The 26,577-nt window shown below is 38.0% G+C and carries 26 protein-coding genes; 4 read left to right on the forward strand and 22 right to left on the reverse strand.

Translation table 11 applies throughout. From position 1 onward, the window contains the following. Window positions 1–186: 186 nt before the first annotated feature. The gene (locus BUA71_RS04190; protein ID WP_083572036.1) at window positions 187–960 is read left to right on the forward strand and encodes a THC0290_0291 family protein; all 774 of its coding nucleotides are present in this window, start codon (window positions 187–189) and stop codon (window positions 958–960) included. Here the strand turns inward: BUA71_RS04190 and pncA are convergent. From pncA to BUA71_RS04215, 5 genes are all read right to left on the reverse strand, one after another. Next, window positions 947–1,558 (reverse strand): bifunctional nicotinamidase/pyrazinamidase, encoded by a 612-nt coding sequence (pncA, locus tag BUA71_RS04195; protein WP_072877078.1) that lies wholly within the window; start codon window positions 1,556–1,558, stop codon window positions 947–949. The genes BUA71_RS04190 and pncA overlap by 14 nt on opposite strands. A 4-nt stretch (window positions 1,559–1,562) precedes the next feature. Next, a complete protein-coding gene (locus BUA71_RS04200) occupies window positions 1,563–2,966 on the reverse strand; it encodes a nicotinate phosphoribosyltransferase (RefSeq protein WP_072877080.1) in 1,404 nt (467 codons plus the stop codon). Window positions 2,967–3,454: 488 nt separating this feature from the next. Continuing rightward, the gene (locus BUA71_RS04205; RefSeq protein ID WP_072877082.1) at window positions 3,455–4,558 is read right to left on the reverse strand and encodes a phosphotransferase enzyme family protein; all 1,104 of its coding nucleotides are present in this window, start codon (window positions 4,556–4,558) and stop codon (window positions 3,455–3,457) included. Further along, window positions 4,558–5,481 (reverse strand): nucleotidyltransferase family protein, encoded by a 924-nt coding sequence (locus tag BUA71_RS04210; protein ID WP_072877084.1) that lies wholly within the window; start codon window positions 5,479–5,481, stop codon window positions 4,558–4,560. Before BUA71_RS04210 ends, BUA71_RS04205 begins: the two co-directional genes overlap by 1 nt. A 277-nt stretch (window positions 5,482–5,758) precedes the next feature. Beyond that, entirely contained in the window at window positions 5,759–6,520 is a 762-nt protein-coding gene (locus BUA71_RS04215; RefSeq protein ID WP_072877087.1) for a lysophospholipid acyltransferase family protein, read from the reverse strand. Between the two features lie 74 nt (window positions 6,521–6,594). On the opposite strand from BUA71_RS04215, the gene trpS reads away from it, so the two are divergent. After that, window positions 6,595–7,563: a tryptophan--tRNA ligase gene (gene trpS / locus BUA71_RS04220; protein ID WP_072877089.1), complete on the forward strand. Its 969-nt coding sequence runs from the start codon at window positions 6,595–6,597 to the stop codon at window positions 7,561–7,563. A 102-nt stretch (window positions 7,564–7,665) separates the two neighbouring features. Here the strand turns inward: trpS and dprA are convergent, their stop codons facing one another. Beyond that, the gene (gene dprA, locus BUA71_RS04225) at window positions 7,666–8,766 is read right to left on the reverse strand and encodes a DNA-processing protein DprA (RefSeq protein WP_072877092.1); all 1,101 of its coding nucleotides are present in this window, start codon (window positions 8,764–8,766) and stop codon (window positions 7,666–7,668) included. A 195-nt stretch (window positions 8,767–8,961) separates the two neighbouring features. On the opposite strand from dprA, the gene BUA71_RS04230 reads away from it, so the two are divergent. Together BUA71_RS04230 and BUA71_RS04235 are read left to right on the forward strand one after the other, a co-directional pair. Then, entirely contained in the window at window positions 8,962–9,891 is a 930-nt protein-coding gene (locus BUA71_RS04230; protein WP_072877094.1) for an HU domain-containing protein, read from the forward strand. A 319-nt stretch (window positions 9,892–10,210) separates the two neighbouring features. Then, a complete protein-coding gene (locus tag BUA71_RS04235; RefSeq protein WP_072877096.1) occupies window positions 10,211–10,720 on the forward strand; it encodes an acyl-CoA thioesterase in 510 nt (169 codons plus the stop codon). A gap of 185 nt (window positions 10,721–10,905) precedes the next feature. Here BUA71_RS04235 and BUA71_RS04240 read toward each other — a convergent pair whose 3' ends face one another. The 16 genes from BUA71_RS04240 to porW form a co-directional block, all read right to left on the reverse strand. Next, window positions 10,906–12,126 (reverse strand): murein hydrolase activator EnvC family protein, encoded by a 1,221-nt coding sequence (locus tag BUA71_RS04240; RefSeq protein WP_072877098.1) that lies wholly within the window; start codon window positions 12,124–12,126, stop codon window positions 10,906–10,908. Further along, complete coding sequence (locus tag BUA71_RS04245; RefSeq protein WP_072877100.1) at window positions 12,123–12,896, reverse strand: lipoprotein insertase outer membrane protein LolB1; 774 nt, start codon at window positions 12,894–12,896, stop codon at window positions 12,123–12,125. The genes BUA71_RS04240 and BUA71_RS04245 overlap by 4 nt, the downstream gene beginning before the upstream one ends. Further along, the gene (locus tag BUA71_RS04250; protein WP_072877102.1) at window positions 12,897–14,273 is read right to left on the reverse strand and encodes a tetratricopeptide repeat protein; all 1,377 of its coding nucleotides are present in this window, start codon (window positions 14,271–14,273) and stop codon (window positions 12,897–12,899) included. A gap of 125 nt (window positions 14,274–14,398) precedes the next feature. Further along, window positions 14,399–15,415, reverse strand: a complete 1,017-nt coding sequence (locus BUA71_RS04255) for a sugar phosphate nucleotidyltransferase (protein WP_072877104.1) — start codon at window positions 15,413–15,415, stop codon at window positions 14,399–14,401. A gap of 94 nt (window positions 15,416–15,509) precedes the next feature. Further along, window positions 15,510–15,941, reverse strand: coding sequence for a dUTP diphosphatase (gene dut / locus BUA71_RS04260; protein ID WP_072877106.1), 432 nt, complete (start codon window positions 15,939–15,941; stop codon window positions 15,510–15,512). Between the two features lie 82 nt (window positions 15,942–16,023). Beyond that, window positions 16,024–17,469, reverse strand: a complete 1,446-nt coding sequence (locus BUA71_RS04265; RefSeq protein WP_072877108.1) for an oligosaccharide flippase family protein — start codon at window positions 17,467–17,469, stop codon at window positions 16,024–16,026. Between the two features lie 27 nt (window positions 17,470–17,496). Next, window positions 17,497–17,940 (reverse strand): hypothetical protein, encoded by a 444-nt coding sequence (locus BUA71_RS04270; RefSeq protein ID WP_072877110.1) that lies wholly within the window; start codon window positions 17,938–17,940, stop codon window positions 17,497–17,499. Window positions 17,941–18,093: 153 nt separating this feature from the next. Further along, window positions 18,094–18,954 carry an ATP synthase F1 subunit gamma gene (gene atpG, locus BUA71_RS04275; RefSeq protein ID WP_072877112.1) on the reverse strand — a complete coding sequence of 287 codons (861 nt, stop codon included), beginning with the start codon at window positions 18,952–18,954 and terminating at the stop codon, window positions 18,094–18,096. Window positions 18,955–19,034: 80 nt separating this feature from the next. Beyond that, a complete protein-coding gene (gene atpA, locus BUA71_RS04280) occupies window positions 19,035–20,615 on the reverse strand; it encodes a F0F1 ATP synthase subunit alpha (protein WP_072877114.1) in 1,581 nt (526 codons plus the stop codon). Between the two features lie 151 nt (window positions 20,616–20,766). Then, window positions 20,767–21,321, reverse strand: a complete 555-nt coding sequence (atpH, locus tag BUA71_RS04285; protein ID WP_072877115.1) for an ATP synthase F1 subunit delta — start codon at window positions 21,319–21,321, stop codon at window positions 20,767–20,769. Between the two features lie 5 nt (window positions 21,322–21,326). Next, window positions 21,327–21,821 carry a F0F1 ATP synthase subunit B gene (locus tag BUA71_RS04290; protein WP_072877117.1) on the reverse strand — a complete coding sequence of 165 codons (495 nt, stop codon included), beginning with the start codon at window positions 21,819–21,821 and terminating at the stop codon, window positions 21,327–21,329. Window positions 21,822–21,907: 86 nt separating this feature from the next. After that, window positions 21,908–22,132 (reverse strand): ATP synthase F0 subunit C, encoded by a 225-nt coding sequence (gene atpE / locus BUA71_RS04295; protein WP_072877119.1) that lies wholly within the window; start codon window positions 22,130–22,132, stop codon window positions 21,908–21,910. 23 nt (window positions 22,133–22,155) lie between these two features. Next, complete coding sequence (gene atpB / locus BUA71_RS04300) at window positions 22,156–23,241, reverse strand: F0F1 ATP synthase subunit A (RefSeq protein ID WP_072877742.1); 1,086 nt, start codon at window positions 23,239–23,241, stop codon at window positions 22,156–22,158. 134 nt (window positions 23,242–23,375) lie between these two features. Beyond that, a complete protein-coding gene (locus tag BUA71_RS04305; protein WP_072877120.1) occupies window positions 23,376–23,759 on the reverse strand; it encodes a hypothetical protein in 384 nt (127 codons plus the stop codon). Then, on the reverse strand, window positions 23,749–23,979 hold the full coding sequence (locus BUA71_RS04310; protein WP_072877122.1) for an AtpZ/AtpI family protein: 231 nt from the start codon (window positions 23,977–23,979) through the stop codon (window positions 23,749–23,751). Before BUA71_RS04310 ends, BUA71_RS04305 begins: the two co-directional genes overlap by 11 nt. 29 nt (window positions 23,980–24,008) lie before the next feature. Further along, window positions 24,009–26,516, reverse strand: coding sequence for a type IX secretion system periplasmic lipoprotein PorW/SprE (gene porW, locus BUA71_RS04315; protein ID WP_072877744.1), 2,508 nt, complete (start codon window positions 26,514–26,516; stop codon window positions 24,009–24,011). Window positions 26,517–26,577: the final 61 nt, after the last annotated feature.

The following is a 26,577-nucleotide window of genomic DNA, read 5'->3' on the forward strand; positions in this document are numbered from 1 at the left end:
AGTTAATTGAAATTACTCTATTTAACATGACAAATATAGCAGTTCTATAAAAAACCACCTTAAATTATTAGAGTTTCCTGTAATTGTTAGCAAAATAGAAAATAGCCAAAATCAGTAATTCTTGAAATTAATGTATAATTTTAGTTAAAATTGTTTCTATATTTGTGACACCTACAAAATTCGCGCATGTATTTTTGCAAAATGTTTTTTTACATTTTATTTTTTTTTCTTACGCTCCCATTCTATTTAAATGCCCAATTTGGGATTGCTCACGAAATTGGGATAAAAGCAGGCCCCACTTCTTTCTTTACCGATTATGGCGAACGTTGGAATATTAAAAATAACCTGAATAATGCCGGCTATGGGATTGGTATTTCTCATTATATGAACTTCGCTTACAACGATAAATGTAACTATCGGGCTACCTCATCTTTTTTTAGCGAGCATTTTAGATTAAGAAACGAAATTGATTATTTCTATTCTAAATTAGAACATTACGGACCCGTGGCGGGGAAAAAAACAGTTGGCGGACAGCTATTGCGCGCTATGCACGGGGAGAGCGAACTTATAGAAGCCGGGATTCACCTGGAATATCATCCTTTTCGCATTCGGGATTTTACCCATAGCGGATATATGTTTTCTCCTTATATAGGCCTGGGAGGTCATTTTGTCTCTTATAAAGCCGATGCTTATTCAGACTTAGGCCCACTTGAAGAATATTTGTTCCCTACTTTTGTTGGTGGTACCAAGTTTGACCGTGGCAGCACTTTTTCTGTAATAGGAACTTTAGGACTGCGTTATCGCCTGGGATTTAGACACGATATTCTATTGGAATCCCGTTGGCAATATTATGGAAATGATTGGATAGATGGCCTGGACATTCACGCCCCCCAGAATAAATACCACGATTATATTTTTTGGGTTAATGTAGGCTATGTTTACTACATTAATTTTCAATAGCATTAGCGGTAATTACCTCACCCCCCATTTCTTTTAACTCGGCTTTTCGTTTATTAAACTCCTCATTATCTAACGGGCGGGTAGCATCTTCAATAATGCTTACTTTAAAACCTTCCTTTAAGGCATCTTTTGCACTAAAATAAACACAAATTTCGGCTGCCAGGCCGCAGAAGTAAAGATGAGTGGCCTTTTTTTCTTTTAAGTATCCTGTTAGGCCGGTAGATTTTTTGTGGCCATTGTCGTAAAAACCGCTATAACTATCAATTTTCTTATCGGTTCCTTTTCTAAAAATCGCTTCAATTTTTGCCGTTTCCAGGTCTTTATGAAAAGCTGCACCCGATGTGTTTTGCACGCAATGGTCTGGCCACAATACCTGTTCAATACCATCTAGCTCTATAACTTCAAACTCTTTTTTACCGGGATGGGCACTGGCAAAACTCGCATGAGTCCTGGGATGCCAGTCTTGTGCGGCTACTATCAACTCAAATTTATCCTGCAATTTATTTATCACAGGTACAATTTGATCACCTTCTGGCACCGCTAAGGAACCACCAGGCATAAAATCGTTTTGCGGATCTACAATAACTAAAGTCTTCATAAATTTATTTTTTAAATGCGTCAATTAAATTATCGCGTTCTTGCTTTAAAGCTTTACTTATACCAATTTTGTAAATATGCGGATTATTAAAGCGTTTATATTCCAAAGGTATTTCTGCTAGTCTATCTGCACTGTATTTTGCAATTTCCTGCAGCGATTTCTGTTCTATTTTGCTTTTACCGCCTATCATCACCGGTTGTAATAAGGCCTCTTTTTTTAGCCGATCTAATTTCATTTGCTTGTAAGGCTCGAATGGATGAATCATCTCATTCATTTCATTTTCTTCGGAAAGCGCTATAAGGTCCCCACCTACACATTTCCCGGCAGAATCCCTTAACCGATAAACTTGTTTTTTATGCGGAAGGGTAATTTTTACAATATTTTCTGAAATCTTTATCCTGGGTTTTTCATTGGAGTATGCCAGTTTATAAACCCCGTCTAAAGCCCCATTTGGCCTACCAATCACCAGGTTGGTACCCACCCCAAAGATATCGATACGGGCGCCCTGCTCCAACAAGCTTTTAATAACGTCTTCTTCCAATTGATTGGATGCTGCAATTTTCACGTAGTCCAATCCTTCTTTATCCAGCATTTTACGGCTTTCTTTAGAAAGGTAAGCCAAATCCCCACTATCTAAGCGAATGGCCATTAATTTATGACCGCGCTCTTCCATTTCTTTTGCCACCTTAATGGCATTGGGCAACCCGCTTTTTAAGGTATCATACGTATCAACCAGCAACACACAATCTTTGGGTCTGCCTTCAGCAAAATCCCTAAAAGCACTAAGCTCATCATCATAACTTTGTATAAACGAATGCGCCATCGTACCCGACACCGGAATATGAAAATCCCGTCCGGCAATTACGTTACTAGTACCGTTAAACCCACCAATTATCGCCGCGCGGGTAGCATAATATCCGCCAGGCCCCTGGGCGCGCCGCAACCCAAAATCCAATAAAGCCCTATCTCCCGAAACCAGTTTAATTCGGCTGGCTTTAGTAGCGATTAAGGTTTGAAAATTAAGTAAATTAAGCAGCAGGGTTTCTATAATCTGCGCTTCAATGATATTTGCTTCTACCTGCAAAATAGGACGCGTAGGAAAAACCACATCTCCCTCTAACACAGAATAGATATTTCCGCGGAATTTAAAATCTTTAAGATATTCTAAAAAATCTGCATCAAAATCCTGCTCTTTAAGATACTCAATATCTTTTTCACTAAACCTTAGCCCCTCAATAATCTTCAATAAATCCTGAAGCCCCGCAAAAATTGCGTATCCACCATCATAAGGAAGTTTTCTAAAGTAATAATCGAAGACTGCGGTATGGTCTTTCTGGCCTTTTTTAAAATAAACTTCAGACATGGCCAGTTGATACTGGTCTGTATAAGTAGCGGAAAAATCTAACATAGAATAATATTGGTTGGTTTAACTGTATTGAGTTATTCCCGTCTTTCTAAATTGTGATTCCGACTACCTGCAAGGTCTGGGAGACTTTGTAGATATATACTGAATCTTATACCTACAAGGTTTTCTAAACCTTACAGGAACGTTCATTAGACAGTTCTTGTAGGTATAACTCAATAACTGTATTTAATACTTACAAATTTAAACTTTTGCAGCTACCAAACCTTTGAAATTTCAGTAAAATAAAGTGAAACCCGGCTTTGACCCACATATTTATGAGATTCGCCTTTTTATTAAACTTCAATTGAGTTGAACTTACATCATCGAAAGTATAAAGCATATTTTTTTTAGAAAATACCAAATTGCAAAAAACCGCAAAGACTTAATAAATTAAACTTTGCGGTTTATTTGTATAATTGCTTAAAATAATCACTTTTATTTGAGCAAATCACTTAATTAATTTTTGCCAGGACAATAGAGAAGCTTTTCTCCTAACCTATCTGGCTCAAAATAGATTCACTTGCTTTTTCTATTGCTGCGGTTTGTGCCTCAAAACTTTCAATTAATTTTAATTGGTTTTTAGCCCTATCAAGATTATGTTCAGGATAAGTGGTTTTATAATACTTATCACCCGCTAGATAATCTGTAAGAAAGCGTAAGCCCATAATAAAAATGATGGTTTTAGCTCCCAGAGGTAAGTTTTTAATCTCGGTCTCATTTAGGGATCCGTGCAATTCTTTTAAAAATCCTTCCAGGTAAGCCTCATAATAATCTACATTGAAAGTAACTTTATCCAAATCTTTTTCATCCTCTTCGGCAGTGTTGCAAATAGTGCGAATAGCATCACCAAAATCGTAATGTACAATTCCCGGCATTACGGTATCTGTATCGATAACGCACAAGCCTTTGTTGTTTTCATCAAAAAGAGCATTGGAAATTTTTGTATCGTTGTGCGTTACGCGCACCGGGATTTGACCATCTTCTTTCAGGTTTTGTAGAATCACCATTTCTTCCCTTAGCTCTTCTACCCTATCAATACAAGATTTAGCCTTCGCAAGTCTTTCTTCGCTAGCTTGTGACCTGGCTTCTTCAAATTGCCCTAACCTATTTTTCATATCGTGAAAACCGGGAAGCACCTCGGTCAATAGAGCACTGTCAAAATCATCTGTTGCTTTAATAAAGTCACCAAACAACTTCCCTCCTTCGTAAGCTACCTCTCGTTCTGTAACGGTATCAAATACCTTACTATCATCTATAAAATAAGTAAGGTTCCAAAATTTCCCCAAGTCATCTTTAAGGTGGTATTCCCCGGTAGATGCCGGTGCAAAACTAAGAACGCGCCTTTTCTTTTCAGCATCTGGTAGCTCTGGTAATTTTGCGGCAAGATGTTTACTCACCCTCACTTTATTGGCTACTAAAGCCGGTACATCTTTAAACACTTCGTGGTTAACGCGCTGTAGCACAAATTTCTCACCCTCTTCGGTATCAATAAAATAAGTGTCATTAATATGACCGCTGGTAAATTCTTTTAAGTATTTAAATGTAGTACCGTGCTCAAATTGTTCAAAAACCGATTTTACATGTTCTTTATTCATTATTCCCAAAGTTTAATCGGATATACATTTTCTTCTTTCAACCTACTAATTTCAGATTGAACTATAGGCTTATCGTCTCTGTATGTTACCCCAAACCATTTTTCGTTTGAAATAAGAACATCAACCGTCACCTTATCAGATTTCAACATCTCATTTACCAAGTTTGGAATATAAAACTCAGCTTTAAGTTTACCTCTATTTTCTTCCAAAAATTCGCGGAAAAGGTCCCAACCAAATTCAAAACACTTAGGGGTAAAGCCCCAAAAATTCATGGACACAAAAGTATCTGGATCTATATTTTCCAACTCGCCCTGGTCGTTTTCTACCAAAATTTCGTCCCCCTTAGTTTCAATATGGGTACGCTCGGTAACATCTTTTAATAAACCATCCTCAGATAATTTACATTCTCCACGTGAGACATAACCGTGTTCAGAAACGGTATTTTTTAATCGGTAGGCCACCATATTAAATTTATAAGAATCTGGATCGGTATTTTTTAAGCTCTCTGCCATGGTTTCAAACGCCTTTCGTCCATAAAAGTCATCGGCGTTAATCACGGCAAAATTTTCTTTGATTACATCTTTGGTTAGCATTAAAGCATGACCAGTTCCCCAGGGCTTTTTCCTTTCTTCATCAATAAATTCATCTGGCACTTTGTCCAACTCCTGAAAAACATATTCTACCTCAACACGACCTTTTATTTTTGGCTCAAACATGTCTTTAAAATCCTGTAATAACTCTTTCCTTATCACAAAGACAATCTTTTTAAACCCGGCCTGGATGGCATCATAAATTGAAAAATCTATAATGGTGTCCCCTTGTGGTGAGAACGTATCCAGTTGTTTTAATCCGTTATATCTACTCCCCATTCCTGCGGCTAAAATAACGAGGGCTGGTCCTTTTTGTGTATTTTCTGCATTCATATATTTTGCTCTTAAAATGATTGAACTTGTTTTTTCCTTTGTTTTGTTTCTAAAATAGCAATTTAGACATCAAAAAACACGAAAATACGATAATTAATTTCGTTTTCGTAAGTTATAAGAAAAAACTAAGTACAATTTTTTCATTAATTAGAAGCGATTCTGTCAAAATCCTTTATTAGCCTGTAAACATTCATAAAAATTTCTACAATGTTTAACAGAGGAAAAAAGAGATAAGATAACAGATGCCTCCACTATTTAGTTTTGAAAAAGCTAAAGTTTAAGAAGTCGGTTTATTATTACTTTTAAGATCTTTAATAAGCTCGTTTAAGATTACATTTCGGGTTCGCTCTTTAATTTCCCGTCTTTGTGAAGGGCTTTTTCCTTCGGTTTCAATAAATTTATGAACCTTAACCCTAAGTTTTCCAGGGCTACCGGAGATAAACTTATAAGAAAAGCGCTTCTTATTATCATAAAAGGTAATGGGAACTATGGGAATTTGGTGTGCAATCGCCAATCTAAAAGCGCCATCTTTAAAACTATCTAACACCAAAGAGCGATCATCTGGCACGCCGCCCTCGGGGAAAATACAGATACTCGCTCCCCTATCCAACCTTCGTTGCGCTTCGGTGACAACATCTTGCCTACTTTTGGTACATTTTCTATCTACGGTGATATTGGTTTTTTTATAAAAGAAGCCAAAAAGCGGAATTTTCGCTAACTCTTGTTTTCCTACAAAAATAAAAGGTTGTTTTATAAGAATAAGCATCAGCATAATATCTATCATGGAAGTATGGTTAGCCACCAGCATGTAATTACGACTGGGATCGAGCTGCTGCATCCGTTTTATTTCAGGATAAAAACCCATCCCATATAAAATGCATTTTGCCCAAATCCTGGCACACACATAATACTGGGGATAAAACCGTTCTGCAGAAGTCACAATAATCAAAACAGGCAACATCAATAAGATTGGGATTACCAACAATGTGTAAAACCAAATGCGCCAAATTATGATAAGAGCCGATTTTAAAATCCTCATAGTTATCAAAAGTAATAAAATGAGCCGAGGGAATTCGGCAAAAAAAGTACCTTTGCGAAAAACATAAAAAGCAGATGTCCAGAATTCTTACCGGGGTACAGAGCACAGGAACCCCACATTTAGGAAATTTATTAGGTGCAATCCTGCCCGCCATAGAAATGGCCAACAAGCCTAATAATGAATCTTTTATTTTTATTGCAGATATGCATTCACTCACGCAAATAAAAGATGCTGAAACTTTAAAAAACAATACTTATTCTGTCGCTGCCACCTGGCTTGCTTGCGGGATAGATATTGAAAAAACAGTTTTTTACCGGCAAAGCGATATTCCTCAAACGGCCGAGCTGTCCTGGTATTTAAGCTGTTATTTCCCTTATCAACGCCTCACCCTGGCGCATTCTTTTAAAGATAAATCTGATAGATTGGAAGACATTAACGCGGGACTTTTTACCTACCCTATGCTAATGGCGGCCGACATCCTTTTATATGATGCCGAAATCGTGCCCGTGGGAAAAGACCAACTTCAACACCTGGAAATTACCCGCGATGTAGCCAAACGTTTTCACACACAAATGGGGGAGGTTTTTGTAATTCCAGAAGGGAAAGTTCAAGAAAATACGATGTATGTTCCCGGCACCGATGGAGCTAAAATGAGTAAATCTAAAGGGAATACCATTAATTTATTTGTGAGCGATAAAAAACTGCGCAAACAAATCATGGCCATAGCTACCGATAGTACCCCGCTGGAAGAACCAAAAGATCCCGACACCTGTAACGTGTTCGCTCTTTATCAATTGGTAGCATCAAAGAGCGAAACTGAGGCATTACGCGAGAAATATGAAGCCGGTGGTTTTGGTTACGGCCACGCCAAGCAAGCGCTGTATGAACTGCTTTTGGAACGCTTTGAAGAACCGCGAAAAAAGTATGAGTATTATATCAATAATCCACAGGAGATTGATAAAGCCTTAGCAGTAGGTGCCGAAAAGGCAAAAAGTGTAGCCGATTCAGTTTTACAAAAGGTAAGAAAGAAAATTGGGTATTAAGTTTCCTAATCAACAACTTCACCCCAAGGCTGCGAGGTGTACTTACAAAAAAACATTTCGAGGCAAGCCCGGAGAATTAAATCCCTGGCTATCGCCCCGCGATTAAATCAACTCAAATAATTTACCGGGTAATGGGCGAACCACGCCTTTTAATTCCATATTTATTAAAATGCCCGCAGTTTTAAACGAGGGAAAGTTACAGTTTAGTGCAATGCTGTCTAGCTGGGCTTTCCCTTCTTTTGTTAAAAACTCGAAGACTTTTTTCTCCTCGTCTTCCAGCTCTATAAATAATTGTTTCTGAATTGCTTTTGCCTCTTTCTCTGGCTGCCAGTTAAGCATATAAACCAAATCTGCCGCCGAACTCAACAAATGCGCATTTTGGGATTTTATAAGATTATTGCAGCCTTTACTCAGTTTATCGGTTGGCCTCCCGGGAACAGCAAAGACTTCGCGGTTGTAGGAGTTGGCAATATCGGCAGTGACCAGGGAACCACCTTTTTCAGCGCTCTCAATAACTACGGTAGCCTCACTGAGACCGGCGATAATACGGTTCCGTTTTAAAAAGTTATTTCTGTCAAAATCATCGCTACTCCAAAAATCGGTGAAAAAACCCCCATTTTCCTCAATAGATGCCACATACTTTTGATGTACTTTTGGATAAATTTGGTTGAGGCCGTGTGCTAAACAGCCAATGGTTTGCAAGTTATTGGCCACCGCGGATTTTTGCGCCGTAATATCTACTCCATAGGCAAAACCCGAAACAATCACGGGATTTAAAACACTTAAATCTTCAATGAATTGTTCACAGAAAGCAATCCCACTTTGGGTAATCTTGCGCGTACCCACCACGCTTATTATTTTCTGATTGTTAAGATCGATATTTCCCCTTTGAAACAGTAAAACAGGGCCATCAATACAGTGCTTTAATTTCTCGGGATAATCTGCATCCCTAAAATAAAGCACTTTTACCTTATTCTCTTCGATAAACCGAAGCTCTTCTTCGGCGGCTTTTAGATGAGAGGCATTATGGAAATCCCGTACGCGGGAAGTACCAATTCCGGTTAATTTAAGTAAATCTGATTTTTTCTGCTGAAAAATATTTTTAGTCGATCCAAAATGACCAATCAATTTTTTGGCTGTTGTATCCCCTAAATTTGAAATATGCTGTAAAGCTAAAACATACTGTAACTCTTCTGAAGACATAAATTCAAATTAGATTTAAGACTATTTAATTTAGTTTTTTATAGGCTGATAGTTTTAGCGCATCTGCCCTGCCTTTCACAGCATCAGCATTTTAATTGTTTTGGGATTTCTTAAAAATACGGAAAAAAAGGTTTGTTAATAAAATTTCTTTAGCTAACTTTAGGAAGAATCAAATAACACCTTATTTTTGCGGTAATGAAGATAGCTAAACACATCCAGGACTTACTTTATCGTTACGAATGCGTAATTCTGCCGGGCTTTGGGGCTTTTCTTTCCCAAAAGGAGCCGGCAACTATAAATGAGGAAACCCATACCTTCTTTCCGCCGAAAAAGGTCGTTTCGTTTAATTCCCAACTAAGGAAAAACGATGGACTTCTAGCGAATTATATCGCCCAGGTGCAACAGGTTTCATATAATGAGGCCATCAAAATTATTAGCAGTTTTGTTAAGAAATTAGACAACTCTTTCCAGAAAGATGGAAAAGTTGAACTGGAGAATATTGGTATTTTTTACTATGCTGAAGAAAAACTTCAGTTTGAGCCTTTTGAACAGGTAAATTACCTTACCGATTCTTTTGGTTTAGATAGCTTCCAGAGCGCTGCGGTGAGTCGTGAAACTTATAAAGAGCAAGTTGAAGAACTGGAAGAAAAGGCACCTATACACTTTACGCCAAATCGAAGAAAGGCCCCGGCTTATTTAAAATATGCTGCTATAGGCTTAGTGGCCCTGGGAATTTCAGGATTTGTTGGATTAAATTTCTACAGCGACCAGGTATCCCAACATAATATTGCCGAGCAAGAGCAGGCACAGGAACAACTTCAGCAGCAAATTCAGCAAGCTACCTTTGTCATAGATAATCCATTGCCCGCGGTTACCTTAAAAGTAGCCAAAGAAACCGGAAATTACCATATTGTTGCCGGTGCCTTTAGGGTAGAAGAAAACGCCAAAAAGAAGGTTTTAGAACTTAAAGACGAAGGCTTTAAAGCCCGTTTAATCGGCGCTAATAAATACGGTTTGCACCAGGTAGTTTACGCCAGTCGAGAAAGCCGAAGAGACGCGATAAATTTACTTAACAAAATAAGAAGAAGTCACGAAGGAGCCTGGCTATTGGTAGAAGAGCTTTAATCATACAGGATTATTTAATAATCTTTAAGGTTCGGTAAAGACAAAATTAAATAGCAAACTTTCTTTTATAGCAGGATTTGAAGGGAATTGCATATTTTTCCTCCTTGTTATTCGAAATCTTCAAGAAATAGAGTTTAGTTGAAGAATATTACTTATAAAAAAGCAGGATTCTTAGTTAGTTAGAGTTAGTCTTTTCTATTTTTTCTTGCAGCGAAACGTCTCGCTTACTATTGTGATTGAATCTTTAAGCGTACAATATTTTTAGTAATATTGCATTTAATCCCATAAAGCATCTTATTTTTGCCAAAAACACATAGAGATGCAGGCAAAAAATCCTAAAGAATCCAGAACTATAGTAACCGATTTGGTTTTACCCAGTGAGACCAATCCGCTCAACAATTTATTTGGAGGAGAGTTATTAGCCCGTATGGATCGTGCCGCGAGTATTGCAGCCAGAAGACATAGCCGCAGGATTGTAGTTACTGCATCGGTTAACCACGTTGCTTTTAATAAAGTGATTCCTTTGGGAAGCGTAGTGACCGTTGAGGCTGCTGTTTCCCGAGCCTTTAAATCTTCTATGGAAATAGTGTTAGACGTTTGGATAGAAGACCGGGAAAGCGGAAAACGCTCTAAAGCCAATGAAGCTATTTATACCTTTGTAGCGGTAGATGAAACCGGAGCTCCCGTGAGAGTACCGGGAATAGATCCAGAAACCGAGAAGGAAAAAGAGCGTTTTGAAGCTGCTCTAAGACGAAAGCAACTTAGCCTTGTGCTTGCGGGTAAAATGCAACCTCAGGATGCTACCGAGCTAAAAGCAATTTTTGATTGATGTGATGATGCGATAATGTGTTGATGGGGTGATCTGCTAATGTGTTAATGCGAAGATGTAGCGATACGGTGATTCGTTAGCTCGTAAATTAAAAAACTATCGACTAAAGTTAGAAATTAGCCAGTTTATATTCCCCTGCAAACTGGGACTGCCCACTGCTTACTAAATAACTGCCTACTGAAACCCTACATTTCCAGAATCCAATCTGCAGGGTTCATTTTCTGCATATTTTTATAAACTAAAAAGTGCAGGGTTGTTTTGCCGGTAGTACGGCTGGTGGCAACTTCTCCCAGTTCCTGGCCGGTGTTCACCACATCACCCCTGCGCACATATACATTGTCCAAATTATCATAAATAGTGATGTAGTCCCCGTGTCTCACCATGACCGCTTTATTAGCTCCTTTTAGTACCTGCACCTCACTTACCGTTCCACTAAAAACAGCACGTGCTTTCCCACCGGGATCGGTATCGATATTTACCCCATTATTATTTATACTAATAGATTTTACCACCGGGTGCGGCTGTCGACCAAAACGAGAAGTCACAACGCCAGATCGTACCGGCCATGGCAACCTACCTTTATTTTTGGCAAAATCGGCAGCAAGGGCTTTGGCTTCGGGGGTGAGCTTATAGACATTACGCTCAGTAGAACCGGTTTTTTCGTTAGACTTGGCAATAGACTCGCGAATCATCTTTTCAATTTGCCGGTTAATCTTGTCTATTTCCTGCTGTTTTTGCCTAATCTGACTGGCAAATTCCCCTTCTTTACTTCTTATATCCTGCATCAACTCCTGTTGTGCCTTTTTATTCCTTCTTAGTTGAGCCCTGGTTTCACGATTTTCGGCAATCAATTTATCCTTTGCTTCCTTTTGGTTAACAAGATCTTTGTTTAACTCCTGCAGTTTTTCGGTATTTTTTTTAATGGTCTCACCCTGTTGTTGCCTGTAGTTGGTATATTGTTTCATGTATTGCAAACGCTTATAAGCTTGTAAAAAGCTTTCAGAAGACATTAAAAACATAATCCGGCTTTGCGAAGACTTACTTTTATAAGATTTTTCTATCATCTGCGCGTAATCTTCTTTTAATTCTTCAAGCTCCTTCCTAAGCCGGGAAATTTTATTGGTGTTTGCACTTATTTGATTGGTCAATAAGTTGGCCTGTTGATTGGTAACCTTTATAAGGTTTTCTGTGCTTCTTATTTGTTGATCTAAATCTTCCACCTGGCTCAACACAGAGCGTTGTTTGTCTTTATTACTACTCCTAAGCTTGTTGATGCGCCTTATCTCGTTCCTAAGTTCTACGCGCTTTCTTTCCAATTTTTCACGGGTAGTTTGTGCTGTCGCCGATAAAGAGCCCAGTGCAAACCCAATTATAAATACTATGCTACAGAGTTTCCTTAACTTCATTCTACGCTTATTTCATCATATCCCGAAGGAATATCAAACGGAAAGTTTATATTATCCCTATCAAATTCCAGCGACCTGTAAGTAAGGTCAATATTGGTGCTGCTACTGCCTTCGTTTGCGATAATTTTTATGCTCTCCGGAAATATTCTTCCGTCCACTTTTTGGTAATCAGAGTAAGTAATCGTCACACTTTTATTCTGGCCGGTTTGCGCTAATTGTTGTGCCGATGCTTTTAAGTTTTCCGGATTCAGCAGAAACATTTTTTTTATAAAGTTTTCTTCGGAAGGGGCGAATTGGAAGCCCCTGGCCGTTTGTGAAAAGTCGTAAGACTCTTCCCTTAAATCGTAAATGGCCTGCCCTATGAGTAAATTTTGAAGTTTTTTAAAATCTAAAGGAGTACCCAAAAGATTACTTAACAGGGTGAAATCTCCATCAAAATAAGTCTTGCTCACCTTCTCGTAATAACTCACACGCGAGGGGGTGATATACGCTTTTGCCACCTGAAACCCCAACACAGAGGCACTCATCCAAATGGCTTTATCTTTTTCCATCCTAAAGCTTAACCCCACCGACTGGGTTCGCTCTTCATTTTGATAAACAGCGCGCAATTTCCCACTTACATTTTTAAAATCAAGCTCGTTGGCATAATGCTTTTTTATGATATTGGCTGCTTCTACATTTGCTGTAGGCAAGCCGGTAGTAGATTTTGGGGTTCCACAAGCCACAACAAAAAGGCTTATAAACACCAATCCTATTATTTTCTTATACATTTATTGTAATTCTTTAATTAACTGCTCAGCCTTAGTCTTGTAGGCTTGCGATTCTTTTACATTTCCCAACTTTTGGTGAGCGAGCTCTAATTGAGTATAAAAATCAATCTCCATTCCAGGATTACCAATTAAATAATCCAGGCCAAATGTAAGTATTTCTATGGCTTCATTAAACTCTTGCAGCTTATTTAAAGCAACTCCTTTAAACAAGTACAAAACCGGTTGTGTAGGGAAAACTTCAAGCATATCTTCGCTAAGGTCCCGGGCATCTTTATATTTTTTCAATTCTAATTGCAGAAATAATGTATTTCTTAGCAGTTCGAAATCATTGGGATTATCTGCCAAACCTTCTTCAAGAAAGTTAAGCGCATCTTCGTTTGCCCCTCGCTTCATATAATAAACGCCAAGCTGTTCATATAATTTGGGAAGATTTTCCTTTTCCCTAAGCGTTTTGCTAACCGACATAAGTTCATCTTCATAATTGGGATTATGATCTACAAATCTTAAAAAATCATTCAGTACTTTATATTTGGATTTTGCGTCTATTTCCTCACTTTTAAACACTGTTTTCATAGACTTTATAGCCTCTTCGGGCTGTTTCATTTCCAAATAAAATTTATACAATGCCAGGTGAACCAAACTTGATCCGGGTACATTTTCCTGCAATTTTAAAGCCGTTCTATAAGCTTCTTGCTCATTACCTCTATCGCTGTAGATATAAATAAGGTTGAGATAGTTTTTTTCATTTTTTGGTTGTTCATTTATCGCTTTTTCCAAATTGCTAATTTGCGCCCCAATGTTTCCCGTTCTGGCATAGATTTGCTGCCTTAGCTTATTACGGTATGAACTTGTCCCCCGTTCTTTATCCACCTCCTCTATAGTTTGCAGCGCTTCATCGTACTGCTGATTCATTAAATAAAGATTTGCCAGTTCCTGCCTATAATCTTTATCGATTTCTATAAGTTTCTTAAGGCTCAAAATAGCTTCTGGATAACGTTTTGCGCGGGTGTAGGTTTTATAAAGCTCATGCAGCACATCTTCCCTCGCTGGAGCTAACTCGTGAGCTTTTTTAAGATTGGTAATCGCTTTATCATAATCTTCTAGAGCATTATAATTGCGCGCTTTTTCAAAATAGATCACCGCACTTTCCGGTTGCAGTTCTTCACATCTTTGTAAAGCCCGTAATGCCTTTTCATAATTTTCAATACCTTTTTGTTTTAGAGCTTCAAAAAAGTATTCCTGAAATTGATCTGTAACATTACCCAAATTATCCTCGTTTACATCCTGAACTGCCAGGTCTTTCTCCTGTGCACAAAGATTCCCAGAGGGCAAAACAGCTCCAAAAACTAAAAGCATAAGAAAAAGCCTCTTTTTCATAAAGAATAATTACTGGGTAAAATTTTATACAAAGACCGATTAAGGTTATTTAAATAGCTATAAAAGAAACCGAATAAACCGGTTTCATTGAAAATTTGAGAAATAATTAATCGGTCTTTGTGCAATTATTTTAAGGTTGAATAATCGCCAATACTTATTTCAGTAAAATCGCCATTAAACTTAGCGAAATTCCCAATCATTGCATTATTTAATTTTGCGTTTTTTACTTCAGCAAAAGTTTGAATAAGGCTATTTTTAATTTCTGCATCTGTAATCTTTGTACCATCGCCAATGGAAACATTAGGACCAATTTTAGCATTGGTTAGCTCAACATTTTCACCAATATAACAAGGCTCGGTAATTTCAGCATTAGCTATTTTTACTGAATCTGCGATTAATTTTTCACCGTCTTGATGTAAAAAATTAAGCATTCTTGCATTGGTATCTACGGTAACTTCTTTATTACCACAGTCCATCCATTCATCGACAGTGCCGGTTTTAAATACTCTGTCTTCGGCCATCATTTTCTTAATTCCGTCGTTGATCTGGTATTCGCCACCGTGCATAAGGTTTTCCTCCAACACTTCCTGCAACTTCCCTTTTAGAACGGAAATATCTTTAAAATAGTAAATGCCAATAACTGCCTGGTCGCTTACAAATTTTTCTGGTTTTTCTACCAGCTCAATAATTTCGTCTTTCTCATTAAGGTTTACCACGCCAAAAGCCTCTGGGTTTTCAACTTTTTTAGTCCAAATTACCGCATCTGCTTCCTCATCCAGTTTAAAGTCGGCTTTAATAAGGGTATCGGCATAGGCCACCACCGCGGGGCCAGAAAGGGATTCTTTTGCACTCATGATCGCGTGACCGGTTCCCAAAGGTTGATCCTGCCTGTAAATTGTAGCTTTGGCATTTAAACTTTTTGCTAGGTCTTCCAGGCTTTTTACCACATCATCTCCAAAGAAAGCAGGGTCGCCCAAAATAAAAGCAATTTCATCGATAGGTTGATCCAGAACTTTGGCAATATCTTCCACCAAACGATGTACAATTGGCTTACCGGCCACCGGAATTAATGGTTTTGGTACTGTTAAAGTATGCGGACGAAGCCGTGAACCACGACCTGCCATAGGCACTATAATTTTCATAAGTTTAATTTGTCATTTTCGTAAACCGAAAATGTTGTTTATAATTAATTTTCTACGGGAAGCTTAAAACAAGCTTAGTATTATTATATCTTAGTTATTTTCCTGTACTGCCAAAGCCGCCTGCACCACGTGTGGTTTCTCCCAAAACTTCAACTTCTTGCCAGGAAATATGCTCGTGTTTGGCAATAACCATTTGGGCTATGCGCTCACCGTTTTCTATAGTATATTCTTCATTTGATAAATTTACCAGAATTATACCAATTTCCCCGCGGTAATCGGCATCTATGGTACCTGGGGAATTCAACACTGTTATTCCTTTTTTTGCTGCCAAACCGCTTCTGGGTCTTACTTGTGCTTCAAAACCCACCGGAAGCTCTATAAAAAGTCCGGTTTTCACAATAGCACGTTCTAAGGGTTTTAACGTTACAGCTTCAGAAATATTGGCTCGTAGATCCATTCCTGCAGAAGCTTCAGTTTCATAATTTGGTAAATTATGGGAGGATTTGTTGATAATCTTTACTTTCATTGCTTTCTAATTTTTATCGGATAAGTGTCTGACTTTTATAATTTTCATTTTATTCATTTCTGAATCTAAAATCGATAGTTTTTTATCCGGAATTAATTAATTGTCTAAGTTGTTTTTGTTCCATAAAATATACAATTAGCAGGAACAAAAGTATAAATCCGGAAGCCACTATATAATTTTCCCTAAAAAACAGGAAGGAAATTATAGATAACCCCGAAGAGAGTATTAAATAAAAACCTATTTTTTTAATATTATAAGGCACTGGATAGTATTTTCTTCCCAAAAAGTAAGAGATCATAACCATACTACCATAGGCAGCCAGGGTTGCCCAGGCCGCAGCCATAAAGCCTATTACCGGGATTAATAACAGGTTTAAGCCAATGGTTATTAATGCTCCAAATACCGAAATATACATACCCATTCGGGTTTTATCGGTTAACTTATACCATACCGAAAGATTGTGATAAATACCTAAAAAAAGATTTGCCAAAAGGACAACAGGTACTATCGCAATGGTAACCCAATAATCATCATTTCTTATAATAAGTTCTTTAAAAAAGTCTAAGAAAGCCACCAAAAACAGTAAAATAAAACTTCCTGCAATCACGAAATAAGTTAGGATTAGCGCATAGGTTTGCCGGGCATTCTTTTTTTCTGCCTGGTTAAAGAAAAAAGGTTCAGCGCCTAGCTTAAAGGCCTGCACAAAAATGGTCATAAATACCGCCAGCTTATAACAGCCTGAATAAGCCCCCATAATCTCATCGGAAAGCATATCTTTTAAAAGCAGTTTGTCTAAATTTTCATTGATCACAAAGGCGAGACCGGCTACCATAATTGGCCAGGAATAACCAATCATTTTTTTAAAGACAGGAACGCTAAAATTAGCTTTCATCCTAAAAAAGTAGGGTAGTAAAATTAAAAATGTTACGGCACTGGCAGCGAGGTTAGCCAGGAAAATATACCCCACCTTATCAGCATCTGAATAATTGTCTAAAATAAATTGTGGGGTGGTTTGCGGGAATTTCGCAACCCACCACAAAAAATAGAAATTGAGTAAAACTACAATTCCTATATTAATAATTTTAACCAGTGCAAATTTCACAGGCCGGTTTGAAGCCCTTAAATAGGCAAAAGGAATCACCACCAGGGCATCTAAAGCCAGGACACCCAAAAGTATATTGAAATAGAAAGGCTTTAAATCCAGCAGATCAAAAATATGTTCACGGAAAATAAATACCAGTAAAAAGAAAATAATCGTACTGGCGGTTAGGGAAATAAAAGCAGTAGAAAACACCTTATTTTTTTCTTTACTCGTAGCAAAGAATCTAAAAAAAGCAGTTTCCATCCCAAAGGAAAGCACCACATTAAAGAACGCCGCCCAAACGTAAAAAGTAGTATTTATGGAATAATTCCCTGTCGTTAAAGCGCTCACGTGCAAAGGCACCAGGATAAAGTTCATTAACCGTGGCAAAACCGTCGCAAAACCATAGATAATCGTATCCTGAAAAAAACGCTTTAGAGTACTCAACTGTTGTTATAATTTAGCAACAAGTTATTAATTCCGTTCTGCTATATTGGTTATTTTGTAGTACTTCGTTTTGCCTCCTTCTTTAAAAACAAGTACGGCTTCGTCTTTATTAAGATCAAAAGGTGACTTTTCCGGCTTTTGCGGTGGGGTATTTTTGTTTTCCCCGGCAGGATCTGAACTCATTATTTTCATCCCGGCTGCTGTATTAAATTTAGCGGTATAAAGATTTTTTTGTTCTTTATCTTTAACCAAAGCAGAGCGCATTCCCCTAAAATAAACGCTATCGAGACTAACGCGTTGCTGCTGGATTACCGCTACGGGAATATTGAGATTTATTCCATTTTCATGCTGGCTAACATAGATTTCCTGGAACTGGGCGGGAGCACGTTCCTGCAATTCTTTATTGCTGCCACAACTCGTAATAAGACTTAATACCAATACAACTCCAGAAAATAAAATAAAGTTTCTCATCACATTAAATTTTTATATTCTAATTATTACAGCAAGAGGATAAAAACCATTTTGCTAAAAGTACAAAACAAAATGCACGCCAAACAAAAAACCCGCAGTATACTTACGGGTTTTATAAAACGGGAAAAATCCCTAAATATTTTAAGTAATAATCTATCCGTTTAAGGCTTCGGCCCCACCAACAATTTCTAAGATCTCATTGGTAATAGAAGCCTGTCTTGCTTTGTTATAAGACAATTTAAGATCGTCTCTTAGCTCTTTAGCATTATCTGTGGCTTTGTGCATTGCCGTCATCCTGGCGCCGTGTTCTGAAGCAAAAGAATCCCTTAAAGCTTTAAATAATTGAGTTTTTAAAGATTTTGGAATAAGATCTTTTACAATTTCTATTTTTGAAGGTTCAAAAATATAATCCAGTTCCTTTTCTTCATCGGTATCTAATTGCTCGATAGGCAGGAATTGCTCGTGTTGTATGATTTGGTTACCGGCATTCTTAAACTGGTTGTAAACCAAAACAATTTTATCATACTTTTCGTCCAAATACAATTCCATAAGCTCTTCGGCAATGGCTGCGGTATTCTCAAAAGAAAGCTCGTCATAAATATGAGTATCATTCTTATAGATACTATACTCCTTTTTCAGCACATCATTAGCCTTTTTTCCAAGCGTATAAAGATCTAAATTGACATTTTTATAATCGTTCTTAGCTTTATATTTCACCGCTTTAACAACGTTTGCATTAAAAGAACCCGCCAAGCCCTTATTGGAAGAAATAGCCACCATTAACACGTTTTTCACTTCGCGTTCCTGGGCATATTTATTATTGGCATCATCATCCAGGCTTGCACTTAGATCCTGTAAAAGCTGGGTAAGCTTTTCAGAATAAGGTCTCATTTGCGTAATTGCATCCTGAGCCTTGTTCAACTTTGCCGCCGACACCATTTTCATAGCGCTGGTAATCTGCATCGTTGACGACACTGAAGTTATCCTGTTGCGTAAATCTTTTAAGTTTGCCATACCTAAGCTCCCAAAAAGAGAGCAATTTTTAAATTATGCTATTCACCCCTCCCCCTCGTAGAGGCTGGGAGGGGCGCCTATTATTTCTTGTACTTTGCTGAAAGTTCTTTTGCTACAGAAACCAGGGTGTCGGTAACTTCATCTGTTAATTTCCCAGATTTCAACGTATCCAAATGGTCTCTATGTTTTGTGTTTAAGAACTCTAAGTAATCCTTTTCAAATTCTTTTACCTTATCTACCGGTACATTTCTAAGTAGATTCTTTGAACCTGCATAGATAATCGCGATTTGATCTTCTACAGCATAAGGATCGTTCTCTGCCTGTTTTAGGATCTCTACGTTACGCTTACCTTTTTCAATTACGCTTAACGTGGTAGGATCCAGATCAGATCCAAACTTAGAGAAGGCTTCTAATTCCCTAAATTGTGCCTGGTCCAGTTTTAAAGTACCGGCAACTTTTTTCATCGATTTAATTTGGGCAGAACCACCAACACGGGATACAGAAATACCCACATCAATAGCGGGACGTACCCCCGAGTTAAATAAATCTGAAGTTAAGAATATTTGCCCATCGGTAATCGAAATCACGTTGGTAGGAATATATGCTGAAACGTCTCCCGCCTGGGTTTCGATAATTGGCAACGCAGTTAATGAACCGCCACCTTTCACTTTTCCCTGAAGCGATTCTGGCAAATCGTTCATTCCTTTTGCAATCTCATCGTCGTTTATCACTTTAGCAGCTCGCTCCAATAATCTTGAATGCAGGAAGAAAACATCCCCAGGGTAAGCTTCACGTCCCGGTGGACGACGCAATAACAAAGATACCTCACGGTAAGCTACCGCTTGTTTAGAAAGATCATCATAAATAATTAAAGCAGGACGACCGGTATCTCTAAAATACTCCCCAATTGCGGCTCCGGCAAAAGGTGCATAAACCTGCGTTGGCGCAGGGTCTGATGCATTTGCAGCTACAATAGTAGTATAAGCCATAGCTCCTTTTTCTTCAAGAGTATTGGCAATTCCAGCTACAGTAGAGGCTTTTTGCCCAATAGCAACATATATACAATGCACAGGTTTCCCGGCGTCATAAAATTCTTTTTGGTTTAGAATAGTATCAATACAAACGGTAGTTTTACCAGTTTGGCGATCACCAATTACAAGCTCACGCTGTCCCCTTCCTACAGGAACCATGGCATCAATAGATTTAATTCCTGTTTGCAACGGCTCGGTTACCGGTTCCCTGTAAATAACCCCGGGAGCTTTTCGTTCTAATGGCATTTGAAAAGTTTCCCCTTCAATCTCACCTTTTCCATCAATAGGATGTCCTAAAGTGTTTACCACACGACCAACAATGCCTTCCCCAACATCGATTGAAGAAATCCTTCCGGTTCGTTTTACTGTAGATCCCTCTTTAATACCTTCAGAAGGACCTAAAAGAACAACCCCAACATTATCTTCTTCCAGGTTGAGTACCATCGCTTCAAGACCGCTCTCAAACTGAACCAACTCTCCGTATTGTGCGTTAGCCAAACCGTAAACGTTGGCGATACCATCCCCAACAGTAAGCACGGTTCCCACCTCATCTAATGAGGCTCCGCTTTCAAAACCTGATAATTGTTTCTTTAATATTGCTGATACTTCAGCAGGATTTACTTCTGCCATAATTATTTAAGGTAAAATGTTGCATTAAATACGCAACGCTGTTTTAATTAAATTTCTTTTTAGCCTTTTAACCCACTTATACTAGCAAGTTATTTTAATAATTTAGACCAACTCAAAGCATTCTAAAACTTAAGGTCTCTGGTCTTTAATATTATATAGATGAAACGTATGTATTGTTTCTTAATTCTCTTTTCAACCTATTTAAATTTCTTGAAACACTGGCATCATATTGCAAATCTCCAATTCGCAATATAAAACCTCCAAGAATATCTTTATCAACTACATTGTTTATTTTCGCACTTCCACCGGTAAGCTCTTTTATTTTCGCCTGTATTTTCATTTCCAAATCGGCAGTTAAAGGTACGGCTGAAGTTACCACAGCTTCCTGGGAACGATTCATATCATTGTAGCGTAATATATAATTCCTGGCTACCAGATCCAAAATATTGATTCGCCCGTTTTCTATAAGAACATCAAAAGCACCAAAACTAACTTCATTGGCATTTTTAAAGATCTCTTTTAAACTCGCATTTTTAACCGAAGATTTCACAACTGGACTGGAGAGCATATCTTTAAGATCCTTGCTTGCGTCAATGGTGTCTGAGATTTGCTGCATATCTGCAAAAACTGCATCTGCAGATTTCTTTTCTTTGGCCAGGTCTAAAATTGCCTTGGCATAGCGCTTTGCTGCCCGGGTTCCTTTCATTATACTTAGTTTAAAGTAGCTTCTTTCAACATCTTGTCTATCATTTGATGTTGTTTCTCCTCGGTAGATAACTCTTTCCCAATTACCTTTTCAGCAATTTCTACAGAAAGTGTAGCTACCTGATTTTTAATATCGGCCATTGCGGCACGCTTTTCTCTTTCAATGCTTTCTTTAGCCTTGCTCACAATAACATCGGCCTTTTGCTGCGCTTCTCCTTCTGCTTCAGCAATCATTTTTTGTTTTAATTCGCGAGCTTCCTTTAGAATCTCATCTCTCTCGGCACGTGCTTCCTGTAAAGCCTTTTCGTTATCTGCTTTAAGGTTTTGCATTTCTTTACGTGCATCTTCAGCAGAATCCAGCGCCTGGTTAATTGAGTCTTCCCGTGTTCTTACCGCACCCAAAATAGGCTTCCAGGCAAACTTGGCAAGGATAATCATCAATATTAGAAAAACTATAGTTTGCCAAAAAATAAGACCAACTTCAGGAGTAATTAAATCCATAATTATTTATTTATAATACTTCTTAACATCATTTTTTTAAAAGCCCATTCGCAACCAACCGTTACGAATGGGTTTTTTGAATTTTATTAGGTAGTTAAAACCCCTAATAATGCAGCTACAACTCCAAAAAGAGCAACCCCTTCTACAAGAGCAGCTGCAATAATCATTGCAGTCTGGATTTTCCCAGAAGCCTCTGGCTGACGTGCAATAGCGTCCATTGCTGAACCACCTATTTTACCAACGCCATAAGCGGCTCCAATAACTGCCAATCCAGCTCCTAAAGCTGCAAGACCTACGTGTAATAATTCCATAGTAAAAAAATTAAAAATTAAAATTAATGATGTTCATGTTCCGCAACCGCAGCCCCAATAAATAAGGCCGACAGCATTGTAAAAATAAACGCTTGCAGGAATGCTACTAACAATTCCAGTACTGTAATGAAAAGGGCAAAAGGAACCGATATCCCGGCAACTCCGTGACTTTCCAGTATAAATATTAATGCTAATAAACTTAAAATAATAATATGACCCGCCGTTATATTGGCGAATAAACGTATCATTAATGCAATGGGCTTTATCATTAGGCCCAGCAATTCCACTACTGCTAAAATAGGTTTAACAAAGGTAGGAATGCCCGGCATCCATAGCGTATGCTTCCAAAAATCTTTATTTCCATTAAGAAGAATAAGAGCGAGGGTAAACAAGCCTAATGAAACGGTAACTGCAATATTCCCTGTTACGTTTGCCGCTCCCGGCAATAAACCTAAAAGGTTGGTAATCCAGATAAAGAAAAACACGGTTAAAAGAAACGGCATAAATTTCATATATTTCTTCTCCCCTATTTGCGGCCTCGCAATTTCATCCCTCACAAAAAGCACTAAGGTTTCCAATATATTATTGAATCCAGCCGGAGCTTTTTCACTTTTTTTATGATGCGTAGCTAAGCCAAAGAAGAAAATAAGCATTAAGATTACCGTTAAAAACATGGCCGCCACGTTTTTGGTAATCGAGAAATCCCAGGGCTTACTAGCGTTTAAAGGAGTGTGTTCTTCATCGAACTCTACTGTTTCTGCTCCGGCGTTAAGCCTGTAAATATCTTCGTGATAGTTTACAAAACGCATCCCGTCCTTTTCCACCACGTGCTTACCTTCGGTATCATGGTGAAAAGCGCTGGACATAAAACTTACCAGCCCATTTTCTGTATAAAGAATAACAGGAAGTGGTAAAGTGAAAGAATCTTCACCTTCTCCAAAAAAATGCCAACCGTGAGAGTCACCAATATGGTGCATGATCATTTCGGTAGGGTTGAACTCGTCTTTTGATTCCTCTACCGTATCTGCTATGGCAAAAGTCTTAAAAGGGAATAAAGCTAAGGTTAGTGTAAGCGTCACTATAATCTTTAAAGATTTATGTGCTGTCATAGTACCTGTTCTACTTAAAATTATGGGCTCTAAATTTGGCTGCAAAGGTAAACTTTTAATTTTTATTTGAAAGCACCCTAACGAAAATTTTAGCAAATGTGTTATTTTTGTTTGTATTACTGATAAACAAGGCTTTATGTTCTGTTTATTAGTTTTACTGCATACAGCGTTTCCAATACTAAAAACAGGAAATAAGGAATAAAAAATATTAAAATATTTGCAAAAATAGCATTTGCCTCACTTAGCACCAGCGGAAGTAAAAACAAAACTGCTGCCAGCATTTTTAACAGGCTTAATCCCATAAAAGCAAATCCCGTTTTATCCTTAAAGTTTCGATACACTAAAACTAAAATTCCATAAATTATAGATGTGGCTACACCATGAAAGATATAGATGCTATAAGCGCTGTAGAAAAAATCTATGTTAAATACATAATGTTGTAGTAAAGATTGAATTAACCAGAGGCTAATACTAAAGGGAAGCAAAATCTTTAAGAAAGCAAGGATATCATTTTTCATTTTCTTCGTCTTCTTGGCTCATTTTAGTTACGGCTCTATAAACCTGGTATAAAGAAATAAAAACTCCCAGCAAAGATAGAGAGATAGTGAATGCCGAGTATTTATTTGGAAATTTCCCATCCAACCAAATCCCCAGCAACACCCCGCCGGCAATAATTATACCCATTTGAAAAGCAATGTTTACAAATCCCAGGTATTTATTTATTTCGTTCTTTTTCATAGTTTCTTTGGGTGCAAAGTGCTATAAGGTTATTTTATAGGTTCCGGAAATTCATCCAGGTTCTTTTTAATTTGTACAATCCTATAATTTTCAGAAGAAATTACAAGCGGTTCTTTCTTTACCAAATAATCTTCATTAATTGCCAATAATTCAGCAAAACCCAGGGCTCGTTTTTTATTTTCCAGTCCGTGAACCATCAAAAACAGCTTCTCGGGATTATAAACATCTACTGAAACCGATAAATGCCCATAGCCTACTTCAAAAATCGCTTCTTTTATTGTTTTCTCTAAATTTAAAGCCGCTTCTTTATCTTCAAGTTTAAAATCATACAGTAATTTATAATTCTTCTGAAGGGAATCTGTATTGAATTTTAAATCTTTTAACTGCGGAATGGTTGTATTTAGCGTGTTTTGAGCTTTTTTTCCTTCAGCAGTTTGTGGATAAGTTAATGCCACGTAATTTAATGCGGTTTTATAAGCTTTTAAACCTAATAACCTACCACTGGCCTGCGCTTTTAGAAGTTCCAGCTTGGGCACAATAGGATCTCCGTTAAATTCTGAAATATATCGATTGGTTTCTGTAATAACCTCATCGAAATTTTGATGTTCAAATTTAAGGTAAAGACTATCGTAAACTACTTCTGGCGAGTTTTTTTGGGTGCTAAACTTCCCCGGGTTTTCTATATAAGCTGCATAACGTGAATCTGGATATTCCTGTAAAATCTCCTGTTTCATCGCTTCGGCTTTACGGTGATCCCCGGTGGTTTCATATAGTTCATAAAGGTTATATTTTGCCGGCAGAATTAAACGTTCTTCCGAAGAATTTGTGACCAAAGTTTCCAATTTATCCTTGGCCATCGCATATTCCCCATAATTCTCCTTATAAATTACCCCCAATTGATAATAAGCAAAATCCCTATCGCGAATAAGAGTATCTAAGACCGATTTCTCAGTTGGGATTTTATTGATATAAGTATTGGGATCTAAGCGCGGGTCATTATCTAAAATTTCTTCAGATAGTCCTACATTATCAGCAACCTCATTATCCTGCTCGAAACTTACCTGGGCCCACCGCCAATTATCGGCAAGAGGACGTTCACCCCACCTGTTTAAAAACTCCTGTTTTCCACGTTGCACCCGTGCTTCGCTATAAAAATAAAATTTACGCGCACTCCCGGCAGCTGGCTGGTTATTGATCTCTGGTAAATTAAACGGAACAGTAGCTGCATCTACCTCCATTTTATTTCGCAAGCCGGTTGTATAATCTTCAAAATAATCCAACTGCTCAGCCGGGGTCATTTGGCTAAGTTGCAGAATACTATCATTTTTATAGGCGATGCCTTCATATTTAATGACATCCTCCAGGTTGTCCCTCTTCTTTTTAATCGTTCGAAATTCCCTTAACCGCGGATCCATTTCGGTGAGCGTACTGTCGTAATATTTGCTGGCCAGGGTGTAATTGCTGCGGTCAAAATTAATATTGGCCAGAATTTCGTAATTAATAGATTTCAAATAAAGATCACTGGCCGGTTGTCGTAATGATTGTTTATAGTAGCTTATCGCAGTGTCTGTAGAATCTATCCTATTGTAATATTCACCAATCTGAAAATAAATTTTATCCAAAAAAGGGCGGTTTTCTCGGTCCTCCTCCAATTCTTCAAGTAATTCTCTTAGCTTATAGTTTTCTCCCTGGGCATAATCGAAATTTCGCGCTTTTTGCACATAAGCATTTATCATATAGACTCGTGGCGATTTCCTGTTTAGGGCTATCACCTCATCAAAAGCCTTATTGGCCGCTTCTGTTTCAGCTAATCTATTGTGTAACTGCCCAAGAATATAAAAATAGCGGCCTTTTTCTGCTTTTTTCCTGGTAAACTCTGCCGCCTGCTGCAAAGGTGTGATCGCACTATCTAAATGTCTAAGGTTAATGTAAGCCTGTGCCATAGTCGCGCTGGCATCTGCAATATCCTGCTCTTCTAAATATTTAAGCTTCAGCACATTTTTTAGGTTATTTACCGCTAACCGATTATTATCTAATCGCATATGGGTTTTTTCCCGCCATACCCGGGCGTGAATAATATTATTGCTGGCCGGATACCTTCTCAAAATATAATTGAAGGCTTCTAAAGCGGGGATAAATCGTTGTTCATAATACCGGGCTTTTCCAAGCAACAAATAGGCTTCATCAATTTGCGGATTGCGCTCTTTTCCCTCTATTAACATGGAGTGCCGTTGAATGGCTTTTACGGCTTTTTCTTCAGCATAACCAAAATTTTGATTTCGCACACTATCTGGCAAAATAATGTTCTCATCAACTTGAAGCCGCTCTATAGGCAAAAGGTCCCAATAATTGTCGGCGTAGTTTTGATGCAGTTCTTCTTTCCCACGCTCCAGGCCAAGATTTCCATTGTAAAGGGTATTGTATTCTGTAGTCACCGCATGCCAGTTGCGGTTAAGAAAAGTATTCTTTTTTCTGGAACAGCCGGTAATGCTTCCAGCCAGGATTAAGAAGAAAATAAGTCTGCTGAATATGTTCAAAATCAACCGGTTCTTAATGAACTCGTTTAAACCTTCTCCATTAGCTCAAAGTTTAAATGAG

This window comes from Salegentibacter echinorum (assembly GCF_900129445.1).
Lineage (GTDB): Bacteria > Bacteroidota > Bacteroidia > Flavobacteriales > Flavobacteriaceae > Salegentibacter > Salegentibacter echinorum.

Bases quoted from the DNA above. Each gene is read 5' to 3' on its own strand.
- BUA71_RS04190 (WP_083572036.1), top strand. From the start codon at position 187: ATGTATTTTTGCAAAATGTTTTTTTACATTTTATTTTTTTTTCTTACG.
- pncA (WP_072877078.1), bottom strand. From the start codon at position 1,558: ATGAAGACTTTAGTTATTGTAGATCCGCAAAACGATTTTATGCCTGGT.
- BUA71_RS04200 (WP_072877080.1), bottom strand. From the start codon at position 2,966: ATGTTAGATTTTTCCGCTACTTATACAGACCAGTATCAACTGGCCATG.
- BUA71_RS04205 (WP_072877082.1), bottom strand. From the start codon at position 4,558: ATGAATAAAGAACATGTAAAATCGGTTTTTGAACAATTTGAGCACGGT.
- BUA71_RS04210 (WP_072877084.1), bottom strand. From the start codon at position 5,481: ATGAATGCAGAAAATACACAAAAAGGACCAGCCCTCGTTATTTTAGCC.
- BUA71_RS04215 (WP_072877087.1), bottom strand. From the start codon at position 6,520: ATGAGGATTTTAAAATCGGCTCTTATCATAATTTGGCGCATTTGGTTT.
- trpS (WP_072877089.1), top strand. From the start codon at position 6,595: ATGTCCAGAATTCTTACCGGGGTACAGAGCACAGGAACCCCACATTTA.
- dprA (WP_072877092.1), bottom strand. From the start codon at position 8,766: ATGTCTTCAGAAGAGTTACAGTATGTTTTAGCTTTACAGCATATTTCA.
- BUA71_RS04230 (WP_072877094.1), top strand. From the start codon at position 8,962: ATGAAGATAGCTAAACACATCCAGGACTTACTTTATCGTTACGAATGC.
- BUA71_RS04235 (WP_072877096.1), top strand. From the start codon at position 10,211: ATGCAGGCAAAAAATCCTAAAGAATCCAGAACTATAGTAACCGATTTG.
- BUA71_RS04240 (WP_072877098.1), bottom strand. From the start codon at position 12,126: ATGAAGTTAAGGAAACTCTGTAGCATAGTATTTATAATTGGGTTTGCA.
- BUA71_RS04245 (WP_072877100.1), bottom strand. From the start codon at position 12,896: ATGTATAAGAAAATAATAGGATTGGTGTTTATAAGCCTTTTTGTTGTG.
- BUA71_RS04250 (WP_072877102.1), bottom strand. From the start codon at position 14,273: ATGAAAAAGAGGCTTTTTCTTATGCTTTTAGTTTTTGGAGCTGTTTTG.
- BUA71_RS04255 (WP_072877104.1), bottom strand. From the start codon at position 15,415: ATGAAAATTATAGTGCCTATGGCAGGTCGTGGTTCACGGCTTCGTCCG.
- dut (WP_072877106.1), bottom strand. From the start codon at position 15,941: ATGAAAGTAAAGATTATCAACAAATCCTCCCATAATTTACCAAATTAT.
- BUA71_RS04270 (WP_072877110.1), bottom strand. From the start codon at position 17,940: ATGAGAAACTTTATTTTATTTTCTGGAGTTGTATTGGTATTAAGTCTT.
- atpG (WP_072877112.1), bottom strand. From the start codon at position 18,954: ATGGCAAACTTAAAAGATTTACGCAACAGGATAACTTCAGTGTCGTCA.
- atpA (WP_072877114.1), bottom strand. From the start codon at position 20,615: ATGGCAGAAGTAAATCCTGCTGAAGTATCAGCAATATTAAAGAAACAA.
- atpH (WP_072877115.1), bottom strand. From the start codon at position 21,321: ATGAAAGGAACCCGGGCAGCAAAGCGCTATGCCAAGGCAATTTTAGAC.
- BUA71_RS04290 (WP_072877117.1), bottom strand. From the start codon at position 21,821: ATGGATTTAATTACTCCTGAAGTTGGTCTTATTTTTTGGCAAACTATA.
- atpE (WP_072877119.1), bottom strand. From the start codon at position 22,132: ATGGAATTATTACACGTAGGTCTTGCAGCTTTAGGAGCTGGATTGGCA.
- atpB (WP_072877742.1), bottom strand. From the start codon at position 23,241: ATGACAGCACATAAATCTTTAAAGATTATAGTGACGCTTACACTAACC.
- BUA71_RS04305 (WP_072877120.1), bottom strand. From the start codon at position 23,759: ATGAAAAATGATATCCTTGCTTTCTTAAAGATTTTGCTTCCCTTTAGT.
- BUA71_RS04310 (WP_072877122.1), bottom strand. From the start codon at position 23,979: ATGAAAAAGAACGAAATAAATAAATACCTGGGATTTGTAAACATTGCT.